At 40.4% G+C, this 15,656-nt stretch carries 13 protein-coding genes and 1 pseudogene; all 14 read right to left on the bottom strand.

Annotated features, from left to right (window positions below):
* Window positions 1-51: 51 nt before the first annotated feature.
* The 14 genes and pseudogenes from NO559_RS05060 to NO559_RS05000 all read right to left on the bottom strand — a co-directional run bounded on the left by NO559_RS05060 (window position 52) and on the right by NO559_RS05000 (window position 15,614).
* Window positions 52-1,176: a glycosyltransferase family 4 protein gene (locus NO559_RS05060; protein ID WP_258330710.1), complete on the bottom strand. Its 1,125-nt coding sequence runs from the start codon at window positions 1,174-1,176 to the stop codon at window positions 52-54.
* Window positions 1,166-2,587 (bottom strand): O-antigen polymerase, encoded by a 1,422-nt coding sequence (locus tag NO559_RS05055; protein WP_258330709.1) that lies wholly within the window; start codon window positions 2,585-2,587, stop codon window positions 1,166-1,168. The genes NO559_RS05060 and NO559_RS05055 overlap by 11 nt, the downstream gene beginning before the upstream one ends.
* Window positions 2,580-4,034: a lipopolysaccharide biosynthesis protein gene (locus NO559_RS05050; RefSeq protein WP_258330708.1), complete on the bottom strand. Its 1,455-nt coding sequence runs from the start codon at window positions 4,032-4,034 to the stop codon at window positions 2,580-2,582. Before NO559_RS05050 ends, NO559_RS05055 begins: the two co-directional genes overlap by 8 nt.
* Entirely contained in the window at window positions 4,009-5,100 is a 1,092-nt protein-coding gene (locus tag NO559_RS05045) for a glycosyltransferase (RefSeq protein WP_258330707.1), read from the bottom strand. Before NO559_RS05045 ends, NO559_RS05050 begins: the two co-directional genes overlap by 26 nt.
* Window positions 5,101-5,112: 12 nt before the next feature.
* Entirely contained in the window at window positions 5,113-6,177 is a 1,065-nt protein-coding gene (locus tag NO559_RS05040) for a DegT/DnrJ/EryC1/StrS aminotransferase family protein (protein WP_258330706.1), read from the bottom strand.
* Between the two features lie 2 nt (window positions 6,178-6,179).
* Window positions 6,180-6,761 carry an acyltransferase gene (locus NO559_RS05035; protein WP_309149058.1) on the bottom strand — a complete coding sequence of 194 codons (582 nt, stop codon included), beginning with the start codon at window positions 6,759-6,761 and terminating at the stop codon, window positions 6,180-6,182.
* 12 nt (window positions 6,762-6,773) lie between these two features.
* Window positions 6,774-7,730: a Gfo/Idh/MocA family protein gene (locus tag NO559_RS05030; RefSeq protein WP_258330705.1), complete on the bottom strand. Its 957-nt coding sequence runs from the start codon at window positions 7,728-7,730 to the stop codon at window positions 6,774-6,776.
* Window positions 7,731-7,760: 30 nt separating this feature from the next.
* Complete coding sequence (locus NO559_RS05025; RefSeq protein WP_258330704.1) at window positions 7,761-9,005, bottom strand: nucleotide sugar dehydrogenase; 1,245 nt, start codon at window positions 9,003-9,005, stop codon at window positions 7,761-7,763.
* Between the two features lie 323 nt (window positions 9,006-9,328).
* Window positions 9,329-10,150, bottom strand: coding sequence for a GNVR domain-containing protein (locus NO559_RS05020; RefSeq protein ID WP_328505079.1), 822 nt, complete (start codon window positions 10,148-10,150; stop codon window positions 9,329-9,331).
* 27 nt (window positions 10,151-10,177) lie between these two features.
* Window positions 10,178-10,378 (bottom strand): annotated as a pseudogene (locus NO559_RS17020) (Wzz/FepE/Etk N-terminal domain-containing protein); the annotation flags it as partial.
* A 104-nt stretch (window positions 10,379-10,482) separates the two neighbouring features.
* Entirely contained in the window at window positions 10,483-11,655 is a 1,173-nt protein-coding gene (locus NO559_RS05015; RefSeq protein ID WP_258330702.1) for an O-antigen ligase, read from the bottom strand.
* Entirely contained in the window at window positions 11,652-12,779 is a 1,128-nt protein-coding gene (locus NO559_RS05010; RefSeq protein WP_258330701.1) for a glycosyltransferase, read from the bottom strand. The genes NO559_RS05015 and NO559_RS05010 overlap by 4 nt, the downstream gene beginning before the upstream one ends.
* Before the next feature lie 163 nt (window positions 12,780-12,942).
* Window positions 12,943-14,115 (bottom strand): hypothetical protein, encoded by a 1,173-nt coding sequence (locus NO559_RS05005; protein ID WP_258330700.1) that lies wholly within the window; start codon window positions 14,113-14,115, stop codon window positions 12,943-12,945.
* 2 nt (window positions 14,116-14,117) lie between these two features.
* Complete coding sequence (locus NO559_RS05000; protein ID WP_258330699.1) at window positions 14,118-15,614, bottom strand: MBOAT family protein; 1,497 nt, start codon at window positions 15,612-15,614, stop codon at window positions 14,118-14,120.
* Window positions 15,615-15,656: the final 42 nt, after the last annotated feature.

The following is a 15,656-nucleotide window of genomic DNA, read 5'->3' as shown; positions in this document are numbered from 1 at the left end:
ATACCCTTGCAAAAAACACTACCTGGAAAACTTACGAAAACACAATATCTCTCACTTATTTTCATCGTAAAAAAGCAAGTCTTCGTATAAAGCAAGCAACTTACTTAACTCCGTATTCCAATTGTACCTATCCAATACCGCCCGTCTACCACGAAGCCCCATTCCTATAGCCATTTCAGGTTTATCTAACAAGCTATTAATAGCGCCAGCCACCTCCACCGGCGATGTTGGGTCCACACAGAGACCACATTGCACCTCATTTATAATCTCTCTCCAAAGAGGGAAATTCGACGCAATCACAGCAGCACCTGAGGCCATATATTCAAACATTTTTACAGGAAGGGCATCCTCGTAATCCCCTGTTGGCTGCAACACAACAAGACCCACCAGCGAATTACTTAAAAGTTTGGAGATTTGACTTCTCGTCTGCCACCCTAAAAAATCAACATTTCTCCATCCCTCAAGAACTTCTATCTCTTCCTGTAAGTTAGTTCCTTGAAATCTCCCTCCTAATGTTAACTTCTCATCAACAATATCAATTGCATTTACCATAACGGCAATACCTCGATCTTTCGATATTCCTCCAATATAGGTAACAAGCTTCTTATTTTTTAAACTGTTATTTTCTGCACTATTATCTTTAAACTCTGATAATAATGCATAATTTCTCACCTCAATCACTCGAGAAAAAGGAAAGCGCTTTGCAATAGAGGGAGTTACAGTCACTATGGCATCAACAAATTTAGCTGTCACAAACTCTAGCGATTCAACTATTAATGAAATTGGCTTGCGAAGCATATACGGAAGCCAGTATTTTCTTAATACCTGCCTTGGCAAGTCTTCATGGATATCGAAAACAACTTTCTTCTTTAACAACTTTAACAATAAAGCGACAGGCATTAATTCTGGATCATGCAGATGATAAATATCCGCATCTAGCTCTTTCGCCTTTTTAAACACTTTAAATACTGTTGATGTTATACGTAAAAAACGATTTTTTTCTTCTCCAACATCTACTATTTTAACCTTGGACTTAACTTCTCCACCTTTTCCGTCTGCCACAATCAATGAAACCAAATAGCCATTCTGGGCTAGCGACTGACACATTTTTATAAATATCCTACTATCGTAACGAGGATGGACCGAAGTAAGATGAACAATATTATTATTTTTCATTTTGGCAGTTCGCTAAAATTTCGTGAAATATGCGCAATAGAATAACACCCATAACAAATGGGGTTACTCCCCATAAAAAATTAACCATCATTGTAGAATCAACCTTAGGGTATATAAATATAAAACGCGCTAAAAACACTGAATAGACAAGCAACAAAAACACTCCGCCCTTAGACATTACATATCTGTAAATCAAAGAAAAAGCTACCCCAATAAAAAAAATAAATAGCGGGGCGCCAAAATTAAAATTAGCGTATGCCTCTCCAATGGCACCAGGAGTTGGCGCCCCTGAACTTTCAGGAACATATAGCTCTTTAATTGTTAGACCAACAGAAGAAGGGGAAGAACCAAAAAACACACCTATACTATTGCGAAACCAATCAATATAAGTAGCCCCTAACAAAGAGTTACTTAACTCGAAAGTATGAAATATAATCACGAGCTGTTGCAGGTCAGCAACATTCCCCCCGCCAACAATTGTCTCGAGTATGCTTTTACTGAATACATCTACTTCGCTACCAATAAACACACTATTACTCAGCATTCGCAAAAAGTATACGCCAAATGCTAGTGCCATTAGCCCGACAAAGCTTACAAAAACTTTTCTTCTATTCTTCACCTCCAACAATGCAAGGAAGAAAAGCTGCGACAATAGAAAAGTAATCGCAAGAGTTATTCTCCCTTGAGATAAGTTTATCACTAAACCAAGAATGCTAAATACCACAAAGTAAAGGCTGATTTTTTTTCCACTAACAACTAAACCTAACAGCCAAATATAAATACCACTATAGTAGAAATGATATGGAAGCACACTAACCTGCGCATCAGCCACTAAATGCCTGAAAGCCTGAAAGTAAATCAACATATCAATCAACCCTCCAGCTGTAACAATGGCAACCCAATACCAATAAACAACGCCGATAAAAAGAAAGGGGAATGCCAAGTAATGATAATACCGAGAGAAAAACAACCAAAAAGATCGCCCTGAACTTTGATCAAAAAACACAATCTTTTTCTTGAAAAGAACATATCCACATCCGAAAAAAAAGTACGAAATAATAGAATATAACAACCCACACTCCATTAACCATACCGTTTCTTCGCGAGAAATATTTATAAACTCAAGAAACTTCCCAAAATAATCTTCCGAGCCCGCATAATAATACCCACCAATGGCATAACCAGAATACATAATTGAAAAAATAGATAACGGGGAAAAAACATCATCATCGTTTAAAAAAAAGTTAAACACCATTATCTCTAGCAGCAACACAAAGCTCAGCGTAGGTAAAAAATTATTTGTAGCGTATACTTCTTTGAAGAATGTAAATAATGCCAAAATCATTACTAAAGCAAAAAAAACCCCTGACTTTTTAACGCTGTCTTTGCGCACCATCATCACATCACCCATCCCTCCGCCCCTTTAAAGCACTAGGCATATTGTCTTTTAACAACGAACAAAACACCAACAACTGCCTTTTATAACTGCATATCGCGGCAACAAAGAAAACCAAAAAAACAATAACAACCTCCTTTGAACTAAAGAACAATATATTTATAAGGACAGAAAGCACCAACAACAAAACAATAAACAAATACATTTTAAATCTTTCAAATTCAAGCCATATACGAACTGAAACTTCAGTTTTTACAACAAAAAAAACAAAAAACGCCAAGGCTGAAGCCACACCTGCGCCCGCCGCCCCATGCCTAGGAACAAGAAAATAATTCCCTATGACATTCACGACCAACGCAACTACTGTTGCAATCAATGAGTACACTGACTTTCTCTTTACACCAATGCCAACAGAAGTAGCCTCAGACAACGTATAAAGCAATGGATAAGCAATTGCTACAAGTAAAATACTCTGTACACTTTGAAAGCTTTGAGGCAAGAATAAAGGCACCATCCATGAAAACACACCAACCCCCGCCCAAAGCAAGACCACAATCACAACCATACTATCAATAACTTTTTTAACTTTATTGGTGCTACATTTCTCGGCACTCCATTTATAAACTGTAGGCGCCCATATGGTTGAAAATATAGCCTGCAAGATCAGGCCTACACCAGCAAAGCTCATGGAAACAGAATAAACCCCCAGCTCTTCAAATGAGGAAAAAGCTCTCAAAAAAAACTTATCTGTAGCTGTTAACCCCCAGAAGGAAACCCCCCCTCCCATCAAAGGAATAGAATACACCAAAATCATTTTAAGTTTTTTATAATCAAAGTCAGCACGTAGCGCCAAACATAACTGCCGCCTTGCATTAAAAGAAAAAAGCAGAAACACACACAAAACAGAAATAGTTTGCGCAATAACTAAAAGCTTAAACGTGCTTTCAAACTCAAATAAAATATAAACACCTAAAAATAGTAAAAATACAACCTTAGGTAAAATTTGGCTTATAGAAAAAGCCAACCCTCGCTCATTCATACGTAAAACAAGGCTCAAAAATCGAATATTGAACGCGCAAAATATAGCGATCAATAAAAAAAATGTTAAACTCCCGGCATTAACGCCAAACAACATTTTAGAAATTGACCAGGGGCTAATAAACGAGCCAGCCAACAGGCCAACTATAATAAACAGCCCTGGAAGCGATACTGTTTTTAAAAGCGAAGCCCTTTTATTTTCTTCAACTTCATAAAACTCTCTCACGTACGCCTGATCTAGCCCCAAGCCACACATTAAAACAGAAAAGCTCATTATGACCTGTAACATTGCCAGCCGACCAATATCCTCAGGTAAAAAAAACCACGTTGCTATTGGCAGTGTTATTAAACTTAATACAGCCGACCCTAGAGGCCCTATAGAAAATAACAGCACATTATTAATATTCATGCTTTTTACTGTCATTTAATGCTCTGAGATAAAGCACTTCAAAGCTCTTAACTATTGACTGCACGCTATAATCAACTTGAGAGTTATCTTCATCCGAGCCAGCCAACTCCCCACCTTTGATCTTTGTAACTAGGCTATTCAACGCATCATCTGAAATATTCGTTAATACACAGCCCCCATTTGATCTCGCATATTCTCGGTAAGAAGGCAAGTCACTCAAAATAGGATAACTTCCCAATAGCGCTGGCTCAATAACCCCTCCGCCTAGGCTGTCTGATTTAGGAATTGACACATGAATAGTTGCCTTGCTGTAAATGTAATACAGTTCATCTTGGGTAAGCAGCCGATTAACAAATATTATTTTTGACATGTCAACCAGCTTAGAGAAACGTTCTACACTTAAATTATCGGAAAAGCCCTTAAGAACAATTATTTTATTTTTTATATTTTCAGAATGAAGTTTATTTATAATTTTAGCCACGCCGGTAGGATTATAGACCTCGCCCACGCCTCGTGGAAAAACTATATATCCATCACCCTCTAGCATAAATTCTCGAGAGAGTTTTTTACCAATACGCTTAAGCTCACTATCCGAAGGCTTAGTTAAAGGAAACCCCCAATAAAAAACTTCCATCTTTCCTTTCGAAAATCTGCACTGTTTTAAAGCTTCAGCAGCAACATGAGAGCCTGAGGTATGTATCCTAGTCGCCCTTTTCAAGACAATGTAGTTTATGGCTCTATAAAAAAACTTTCTCAGGATAGACCCGCCATAAGGAGCCAGCATCACATCAGACCCCCATAACGCAACAACTAATGGCCTAGAATGAACAGCCCCCATCAAGCCGTAATGGTTTAACACATGCGCATGGACAACATCAGGATTGTAAGATTTAATAATTTTTCTTATTTTAAAAAAGTTGAAATAAGAAAAAATTGAATTAATCTCTCCGAGATCGATCACGCCATCAATATCTTTTGCATTATGAGAGGCTGCTAAAACGTCAATTCCGGCATTTTTTAAGGCCGCGACCAACTTTTGAACAATCGGGGAATGAATAGGCGCAATGATCAAGACTTTCATACACACTCAACTTTACAAATAGGCATGCATAGGCAAGCTAAATACTTGTTTGGCCAGCCTCTCCGCTACAGGACAATTGTCTTTACGAAAACTAAGCGCCTTGAACACTGTCTGTTGATGCATACAAGTCCCATAATAAATAGCCGTGGGTATGCCTTTATTCTTATACTCCCGCATAATCGCATCACGATTTTCATCGACCAATGTATATTGCGCCCAAGAACTAGTATAACCCTTCGGAACTTGAGGCGTTTTATAACTACCACTTAGCTCTTTTTCATATTCTGCGGCAGCTCGATCACGACAAGTAAGTTCCCGAGGAAACTCGGCGAGCTTTTCCAATAAAATAGCTGCTTGAATAGTATCCAGCCTACTATTCATACCAACTCGAACATTATCGTATTTGTCGCTCCCTTTACCATGAACACGATATGATCGAATCAGCTCCGCATACTCATCATTATCAGTAAATATCGCCCCTCCATCGCCATAACACCCCAGAGGCTTAGCAGGAAAAAAACTGGTTGTAGCTATGTCGCCAAAACTACCCGCCCTTTTACCATTAATCGAGCCACCAAAGCCCTGCGCGGCATCTTCAATTAATTTTAAATCGTATTTCTTAGCAAGCTTTTCTAATTCAGGGTAGTTCGCCGGGAGGCCAAATAGATCAACAGCAACTATAGCTTTAGGGCTCAACTTCCCCTCCGCAATTGTTTGTTTAATACACCGCTCTAAATCCTTCGGGCATATGTTAAATGTCGACTCATCAGAATCCACAAATATTGGTGTTGCCCGCTGAAAAGCAATAGTTTCTGCTGTAGCAAAAAAAGTAAACGTGGGGCAGAAAACCGCATCACCCTCTTTTATTTCTAAAGCCATCATAGAGAGCGTCAATGCATCAGTTCCATTAGCGCAAGTAATAGCATGCTTCACCCCCACATACTCTGCTAACGCCTCCTCCAGCTCTTGAACTTCTGGCCCCATAATATACTGCCCATGATCGAGTACATTCTGAATACGCATATCAATACGCGCCTTTAAATGCTGGTACTGAGAAGCCAAATCAATGAATTGCATTATCAACAAACCTTTTCCACTATATCGTTCTTTAAGATGTACTTTTGCTGCGTGTTAGGACAGACCGCCTCAGCGCCACCAGTTAGTGGCAAATCTAGCTTCTCACCATATTCGCTCATCCAGCCAATTTGCTTTCCCGGAACCCCCACAATCATCGCATAGGCAGGAACGTCTTTATTCACAACCGCGCCTGCACCAACAAATGCATACTCCCCAATAGTTACTCCACAAACTATCGTACAATTTGCTCCCAATGTTGCACCTCGTTTAACTATCGTAGACATGTATTCGGATTTACGCTCAACACCCGAACGAGGATTATAAACATTAGTAAACACCATACTTGGACCGCAAAACACCTCGTCCTCTAAATAAACATCATCATAAACTGATACATTATTTTGGATTTTGCATTTATCACCAATAGTAACTTTATTGCCAATAAATACATTTTGGCCCAATGAAACATTGCAACCAATGACAGCCTCGCCACAAATATGAGAGAAGTGCCAAATACGCGAACCCGCCCCTATCTGCGCACCATCATCGATAATAGCGCTTTCATGTTTATAATATTCAATCATGAGACACCCTTATTAAGATATCACTTTGTCTACAAAAGGGTGCGCATCTGACGAGTTAGCAATCACATCTTGCTTACGAATATTACTTACTATTTCAATACTCTTACGCGCCTCTTCTAAGCCGAACCCACCGCCATTAAGTACGTGCTCGTAGCTTTTGGTATGTAAATCAGTAAACCCACCTGAAAATTCAATTTCCTCACCATCAACGGTAATTGAACGGTATGTTCTTTGCCCTGACACTTTTATCACTTCAGGAATATAGTCATAATTTACAGACAAAAACCAGCGCACTCTCGCGTATTTAAACTCGAGGTACCCCGCATTCACATCCTCACGCTTTAAATGCACTTCATTTTTTTGGATATCACCAAAAACCCAGCCCAGCATATCGTAAAAATGAACACCTATATTAGTTGCTATACCACCTGACTTATCATCATCGCCTTTCCATGAGGTAAAATACCAATGTCCACGACTAGTAAGATATGTAAGATCAACATCAAAAATTTTATCAGGATTTTTAATAAGCTCTTCAGTAACATAAGCCTTAAGGTCAATAATGCTCTGATGCAGGCGTAACTGTAAAATGTTATATACTTGCATGCCGGTCTCTTCTTGAACAACCTTTAATGCATCTATATTATGCGGGTTTAATACAAGCGGCTTTTCACATATAGCATGGGCATTATTACGTAGAGCAAAACGAATATGAGAGTCATGTAAGTAATTAGGCGAGGCTATGCTTACGTAATCAATTTTGGTGCCCTTGCGTCTCAGAAGGTCAATATGCCTATCAAAACGCTCATATTCAGTAAAGAAGTCTGCATCAGGGAAATAACTATCAATAACACCTACTGAGTCATTTTTATCTAAGGCGGCAACTAAGTTGTTTCCCGTTTCTTTTATAGCCATCATATGTCGTGGCGCTATATAGCCAGCCGCGCCAATTAGTGCAAAATTTTTCATACTATCTCTCTATTATTTAACTTTTAGCCACTACGCTTTTAACGCGCCCCTAAAATCAAAGCAATATTTCTTATCAAAGCTTATTTCATTTGCTCTAAGCCTATCCAAAATCCCTTTATGAGGAACCGCTAAAAAGCCAACATCAGCGCTCTCGGGCTTATCTTTGACTAGCACACCATATTCCCGCATTGCTTCTGCCGCATTAACAACAGGGTCATATATTGAAACGACAAACCCCATTCCCCTAAGCGCATTATATAAATCAACAACTTTTGTGTTTCTCAAGTCGGGACAATCCTCCTTAAAAGCAAAACCCAACAAAAGAACTCTTAAACCAACAGGATTTATCTCTTTTTGAATAATAGATTTCAGAAAACTACTAACTAGTGCATCAACCATGTTGTTATTGATTTCTCTAGCTGAACGCATTAAATCCGGTATATAACCACATGACTGAGACTTATGCAGCAAATAATAGGGATCTACTCCTATACAATGCCCACCCACCAGGCCAGGTTTCAGCTTCATAAAATTCCATTTTGTAGCCGCAGCTTCGATTACTTGATTAGTATCAACACCCATACGCTCAAATATTTGGTACAACTCATTAACCAGTGCAATATTGACGTCGCGCTGCACATTCTCAATAATTTTTGCAGCCTCAGCTACTTTTATCGACTCAGCCTTGTGCGTTCCCGCCACTATAATAGAGCGATACAGGTCATCTACAATATCAGCTACAGCCGCTGTCGAACCTGAAGTAACCTTTTTGATATCCGGCAATCTTCTCTCTTTATCTCCAGGGTTAATACGCTCTGGAGAATACCCCGCATAAAAATCTTGGTTAAACACAAGCCCAGATACACGTTCTATTACCGGAATACAATCCTCTTCTGTCGCCCCCGGATATACAGTAGACTCATAAATAACAATATCACCTTTGGATATCACCCCTCCCAACATTTCACTTGCTTTAATTAGCGGTGTTAAATCAGGCCGGTTGTGGCTATCAACAGGCGTTGGCACAGTAACAATATAAGTAGTGGCCTCTTTTAAATCGTCAAAATTTGATGAGAAAGTTAAATAAGCCGCTTCCTTTAACTCCCTTGACGTAACTTCATCCGTGCTATCTTGACCAGATTCAAGCTCTTCAACTCTGTCTTTATTTATATCAAAACCTATGACAGGCCGCTTCTTCCCAAACTCCACAGCCAATGGCAGACCAACATATCCAAGACCAATAACTGCTATGCTAGCATCATTATTCCCTATCACTTTTTCACCTTATCTTTTACACTTAAATAACAGCTAGCACAGATCAAGCCCCATGCTTTCCATCTTGTTAAACTCCGCCTAGAAATCAAAGCATAGCTCCCCGCCAACACCCCCACTAAGATAAACATACTCAGCGCAAGCCGATTCAGCGACAAAGCTCGACCAAACTTAAAAATGATTATACTTAGTGTATTTGCCAAATATCTGTATGGACATCTAGAAGCATCAATGCTTATCAATCCTAAAAAACAACTCCAAGAAACGCTCTATTGCAGTAACCACATGCCAAACATCACATGTTATATTTGCACTCTTATACTGATTTACTCGCCATACTTACGATTATCAATAGCCCATTGAATTAACACAACAAAAACGCCCAGCAGACCACCCAGCATACCCGCTAACACTAGCACTAAAGCCTTTTTAGGCTTTACACTACTTTCTGGCTCAACCGCCCAGCCATCAATATTTACAACCTTTATCTCATTAACATTGAACGTTAACGATTCTAGATAAGTAATCTTCTCTTGGATAAAACGAATATCAGGAATAAAGGAGTCTCTTTGGGTGCGTGACTTTAGAGCGTCCAGCTCAGCCCGCAACACTTCACTCCCTCTCATATAAAGTAAACTTTCATCAAGATTGCTGATAAGGATTTTATTGCCGGCATTGCTAGATACTGGTTTTTCAAACCCCAACTGCTTCGCAATACTATATGCTTCCTCTAAGAGAACAATTCTATCCTGCAGCCTTTTTTCATATACCGACCGCAGCGAAGCAACCTGCTTTTTATACTCATTGATGGCTAGCACTTTGTTGTCGATAGCTGCCTTGAGTAACTCATGCCTAGTCTTATTATCAACATAGCTAATATAGCCGTTGAGCCATTTAGCGGTATATCTAGGATCCATGTATTGGTAGGTTACCGCCAAATATTCGCTACCCTTATCTGGTTTGGTTACACCCAAGGACTTCAAAAACCCCCCCCTAACCAACTCAGCAACAGACCGTTTATCCCCTCCCTGCCTATACACACCTTCCATATCCTGCTTAAAATAGGCGGTTGCCATGGCTATAGAGTTAAGGTTTTTTTGCAATAAAGCAAAAGCTAGCTCTTTAGTTACTGCCGCAGGCTGCGACATATACCTATCTGCAGCGTTTAGTATCGCTATATCTGCGGGCTGCACCTCACTTAAGTAGACCTTGGCCTCATACACTTTTGGCGCATAAGTTAAATACAGAGCCGCTAAACCTACAACTGCCAACATAACGGCAATAACCAGGCCTTTTCTAGCCCATAGCGCTGCCGCCAGCGCAAATAGATCCACTTCATCCTGAGATTGGTTATCTACTAAACGTGAAGCTTGCATAGTGTTTCTTCCATATTATTCGTTAAACTTTTATGGCGGGGGAGTTTACAGCATTTATACTAGGCCTGAACACTGTATAGACACCCATTTCTACCGACCACCCACTACTTAGCCAGAACAGGGGCCGCATTAACAGCATTGCACCCAGCTAAACAGGCAAAACAAAACCAAAAGCATAACCAAGCCTCATTAGGCGAATTTATCAATTGCTGCGAATCCGTCATCATAGCAGCTAAGAAAAAGACCATCGCAGTTAAGCATCCAGCCACTTTATTTAAAGGCCTCCTAATCGCTCTAGCTACTACCCACCCCACAGCCAAAAGGAAGAGCAATAGCCCAAAGACACCCGTCGTTAGCCATATATTCAGGTACAAATTATGTGCATGAGCAAAACCGCGAGCTGTAATCCCTGGCCTCTCCCCCAAACCAATACCCAGCCAGAAGTTACCCTGTATCATATGCCAAGCCTCCGCCCAAATCTCATAGCGGTGGGAGCTTCCACGGCTCAAAATAAACGCAGGATAGTAGTGATAGATAGCCAAAGCCAAGAGCGCTAGTACGACACATAGCCCAGCCGCCAAGATATATTTTTTATAGTGCCTGACATACAGGCCTGCAGCAAAAATTACGGCCACAGCCACAGCTAAATAACTCCCTCTGGACTTTGTTAATATAATCGCCAGCAAAGCCAATCCACATACAGCACCGGAGAGAATAAGCAACACTCGATGCTTAGAAAACAACAAAAACCCTAACGCCAAAGAAAAAAACACTCCGTAATAATGCGCAGCATGTATAGCCTGACCAAAGCCTGCCTTGTTGCCCAGCCTATGGCCGCCAAGCAAGATTTTTACTGAAGGAAATGTCCCCAAACTCCAAAACACACCCACCGCAAACAAGACAAAAAGCAAAAAATAAAAACGTGTAATAAACTGCGGATAATGGGTGAATACATGCCATACCACACACAGATAAATCAGCACTGCAAGCATTCGTCTAAATTGCGAGCCAGCTACTCCCTCACTACCCCATAACAGCGTCATACACCAATAAGCCAACATTATAAAAACCAGTTGCATGCCGCGGTTACTTTTGAGGCTTTCTGCAAAAACAGCACCATCTAAACACAGTAATATCAACCCAGGCAGTATCACCATTACGTAATAAATAGCTTTAGGAGAACCACTTTCAATTAAAAAAGCCGGGTAAGCAAAAGATAATGCCAGCCCTAGCAATACAAAAATGGCCAGCCCGTTAGTTAAATTTACTTTTGTCACAACAAATTCTCAACCAGGTACTTTTGATATGAAAAAACAGCTCTTTCTATAGAAAAGTGCTCCAGGGCATAGACATACTGCTTTTCAACAATAGCTTTCCGCACCAACTCTTCATCACAAGCCACTTCCTCCATCTTATGTGCCAAGTCGGTTACATTATTGGCCTCAACCATATATTTATGATCAATTGCTAGCGCCCTAAAAATATCCAAGTCTGAAAATATAACTGGCACTTTTGCAGCCATGGCCTCAACCAGCGCCAAGCCAAACCCTTCTCGCAATGAGGGAAAAACAAAAAAATCAAATGCTTTTAAATAGCAGCTTGCAGACTCAACATTCCCTAAAATTTTTACCTGTTCGCGCACTCCCAGCGACCTACACAGATCCTCTATTTTTTCTTTTTCTGCGCCATCGCCCATCAAGACCAAAACGGCTTTCGGATTTAAGGTAGCAATTTCACTAAAAGCCTTTACTAACACATCAGTCCCCTTAGCCTTAACTAAGCGACCAATGGAACCATAAACCACATCGCTAGCCTTAACACCAACGGCAGCCCTAGCCTCCTCTCGACCCAGCAAAGAGGACTCAATTTTTTTAAAGTCAATACCATTGTGAATAACCTGAACTTTTGATGGATGTAGACCTGGAATACTACTTAATAAATATCGCTTAACACTGCCCGACACAGCCACTAAATAGCAACTCTCATCCATATACAACGAACAAGAAAGACGCCTAAACCATGACGCGAATCCACGCTCACCATGAAAAACGGCTACAACTTTAGGCCCTTTTATTATCTTTGAGATAATAGCCAGTAAAGCAAACTCTTTGTAACGATGTACCAGTACCACATCAGGCCGTGCTCGCCTCATATATTTTAAGAGCTTGATAAATAGCTTTACCCTAAAGCCCTCCCAGTGCTCCACATCTAAATCGAGGCTATCTACTCGATCAAATTTTCTTTTAAGGGCGCTTTCATCTTCTCCTCTTAGCAACAGTGCATGCGACTTTAAACCGGCGTTCTGAACTGAGCTCGATATTGAGTACGCCACCGAACTAATACTGCTATCTACCGATTTCAGTATCTGTAGCACAACCTTACTTTGTTTATTATTTGACATATATACCACGTAGCCATATTGAGATATGGATGCACTCTCGCCTCTAATGCCCTGTTATCCATACAGGCTGGGCTATCTTAACCAACCAGCCAATCCTTAATTTGAGGCCGCATATTAGCACATTATCTCCAGCGTATTTCAGCGACCCCCTCTTATTTTCCGCCTATTTATTAATCAATCTCGCGCCCGCACGGTTTATATGCAAAATCTGCTCACCGGCTCTTTCCAGATAGTGCCGCCACTTCTCCTTCTGTGATCTTAGATGCGTCTCTAAATCTCCGGCATCTAATCTCACAGCAAAGTCACCTCCCCTCGCAGACATTACTTCATTCAACAATGATGCCCCATACTCAGGCTTGGCATGTGAGGACTCAAAATACCACCGTGCAGCCACATCTTTCCTAATTAATTCTTCATTCATAGCGTTATATACAGCGGCGTCATATAAGGGGTATGGTTTCATACCGTATGTATTGGCAAGCAATGCGTTCTCTTTGACTAACAAGGTTTTCCAAGCTTCAAAATCTGGCCATAAACCCGCTTCGTGATAGACCTGCAAAAATCTAGCGTGCAATGGTGAAATTATAATTGTGGTATCAATTTTATTTTCATATAAGAATGCCAATAACTCATGATATTTTTCTTTATACAATTTATGATTTGCTAACAACTGACTAGCCACATTGCTTTTAACTAATTTTTCTAAATATCCCAGCTCTAATCGCCTGAACTCCTTTTCAAAATAATTTTCCCTTTTTATTTTATAAAATCCTTTTTCGGTAACCCTGTCTCTATCCGCCCCATCTTTAGACAGAAATATTTTCCCGCTATCTTTTAAAGCCGCCACAGATAGTAATGTGTCACGAAAATCAGAAGCAACATCTCCAAATTCAAAACCTGAGCTTTTAAACGTTTTTGCCGAAGGAATATAATCTGAAGCCTCGATATCTTTTTGCAGGCTATAATCCAAAACCAAAAGCACCTTTTTAATATCGGAATACCTGCTTGCATATATCAAGGAATGATAAACTTCATTAATGTGAGCGCCACTTAACGCAAGGTTATATGACCTATACCCCTCAAAAAACTCATGCTCCGGATCATAAGCCCGAAAAGCGCGCGAATTACCCAATATCAACGCATCATATTGATTACGCTGTAACTGTGCCCGCTTATGTAAACGAATTTGATTATTAACTTCTGGCTTTTTAAAGCTACCTTCGTTCGTATACGCCCCATACAAGCCATATGGGTCAACCGCCCAACAAAAGCCAGCTGTAGCCAATACCACAAAAACAACAACTGCCAGCAATGTCAAAAAATACTGTTTAAACATAATCAAAATTGAAAGTAGATAAATTCACTCAACTGGGTAAGATTTAGCACTGCAACAACCAACATAGGCATTACCACAAAAAACCATTTTAGTGTTGGCCGCCATAAAACCATAACCACGCTAGATTCAAACTTTTTCGACTCGAAGTCATAAGCCGGGCGGTACTTTTTCATTACTTCTTGAACATTGGGAAATAGCCAAACCCATAGAAATAGCAACACAATTGCTGGCAGTGATTTTGAAACCTTGAAAATTTCACTCGTATCATCTGTAAATCCCAACATGGCCGTAACTATATCTACCGCTGAGCTGATATCTACTGCTCTAAAAAATACCCAAGCAATCACTATAGCCAGTATGGTTAGCACTCTCGATAGCGCTGCCAGCAACCATTGCTGAACTCTGTTTTCTGAACTCCCTTTACCTGCCATATCATTAGTCGAAATAAAACTGCGCCAACCATGGTTTATCACTAAGTAAACACCATGCAAACAACCCCACGCTACAAACGTCCAACCAGCTCCGTGCCACAAACCTCCCAGCAACATAGTGACAAATAGATTGATTAATCGCCTAAACTTACCCTTGCGTGAGCCACCTAGGGGAATATAAAGGTAGTCCCGCAAAAACCGCGACAACGTCATATGCCAGCGCCGCCAAAAATCGATAATACTATTGGCCTTATAGGGTGAGTTGAAATTTAGCGGCAGCCTAATAGAAAACATTCTGGCTATACCTATAGCCATATCGGCATAGCCCGAAAAATCAAAATACAACTGGAATGTGTAAGCCAGCGCCCCCACCCAAGCATCGTAAGCACTGAGCGGCAAACCTGCTTCAGCATGAGAAAAGACGTCGCCAGCATAAGGCGCCAGATTATCCGCGACCATCACCTTCTTAAACAGACCCATGGCAAAAATACTGATACCTATAGCCAAGTCGCTATATTGAATTGCCCTAGGCTGCGGCCGGGTAAATTGTGGCAGCATTTCTTTGTGATGGACTATGGGGCCAGCTATTAGCTGTGGGAAGAAAGTGACGTACAGGCAGTAATGCCAGAAGCTATGTTCGCTAGTCAGCCCTTTAGCGCTATCGACCAAGTAAGTTATCTGCTGGAATGTAAAGAAGGATATTGCCAGCGGTAATATAATAGACTCTAACGCCACCGGCGTTTCGGCAAAATAGTTGTAATTTAAAACAAAAAAACCCAAGTACTTGTAATAGGCCAGTAGAAGCAGGTTGCCAGCAACACCAAGAACTAGCCAAGCTCGCTTATACCGGCTTGGCCGCTCTATCAATAAACCCATGCCATAGTTGGCGACTATAGAACAGCCAATTAAGAGCAAATAATAAGCATTCCAATAGCCATAAAAAACCAAGCTACTGAACACCAAAAAGATGATGCCTGACTCCTGCCTGCCAGCCGACTTAAAATAGTTATACCCCAGCCACACTAAGGGCAGGAATATAAAAATAAAGATATGAGAGTTAAAAAGCATGAAAATGATTGATTATTCAAGAAAAACAGCATGTTATCATAT

Origin of the sequence: Dasania sp. GY-MA-18 (genome assembly GCF_024734385.1) — a bacterium.
Classification (GTDB): Bacteria; Pseudomonadota; Gammaproteobacteria; order Pseudomonadales; family Dasaniaceae; genus Dasania; species Dasania phycosphaerae.
This window is presented reverse-complemented; position numbering and strand designations above follow the sequence as displayed.

Excerpts from the sequence above, each read along its gene's own strand:
- NO559_RS05060 (WP_258330710.1), bottom strand. The coding sequence starts at position 1,176 with ATGAAAAATAATAATATTGTTCATCTTACTTCGGTCCATCCTCGTTAC.
- NO559_RS05055 (WP_258330709.1), bottom strand. The coding sequence starts at position 2,587 with ATGGGTGATGTGATGATGGTGCGCAAAGACAGCGTTAAAAAGTCAGGG.
- NO559_RS05050 (WP_258330708.1), bottom strand. The coding sequence starts at position 4,034 with ATGACAGTAAAAAGCATGAATATTAATAATGTGCTGTTATTTTCTATA.
- NO559_RS05045 (WP_258330707.1), bottom strand. The coding sequence starts at position 5,100 with ATGAAAGTCTTGATCATTGCGCCTATTCATTCCCCGATTGTTCAAAAG.
- NO559_RS05040 (WP_258330706.1), bottom strand. The coding sequence starts at position 6,177 with ATGCAATTCATTGATTTGGCTTCTCAGTACCAGCATTTAAAGGCGCGT.
- NO559_RS05035 (WP_309149058.1), bottom strand. The coding sequence starts at position 6,761 with ATGATTGAATATTATAAACATGAAAGCGCTATTATCGATGATGGTGCG.
- NO559_RS05030 (WP_258330705.1), bottom strand. The coding sequence starts at position 7,730 with ATGAAAAATTTTGCACTAATTGGCGCGGCTGGCTATATAGCGCCACGA.
- NO559_RS05020 (WP_328505079.1), bottom strand. The coding sequence starts at position 10,150 with ATGTCGCAGCCTGCGGCAGTAACTAAAGAGCTAGCTTTTGCTTTATTG.
- NO559_RS05010 (WP_258330701.1), bottom strand. The coding sequence starts at position 12,779 with ATGTCAAATAATAAACAAAGTAAGGTTGTGCTACAGATACTGAAATCG.
- NO559_RS05005 (WP_258330700.1), bottom strand. The coding sequence starts at position 14,115 with ATGTTTAAACAGTATTTTTTGACATTGCTGGCAGTTGTTGTTTTTGTG.
- NO559_RS05000 (WP_258330699.1), bottom strand. The coding sequence starts at position 15,614 with ATGCTTTTTAACTCTCATATCTTTATTTTTATATTCCTGCCCTTAGTG.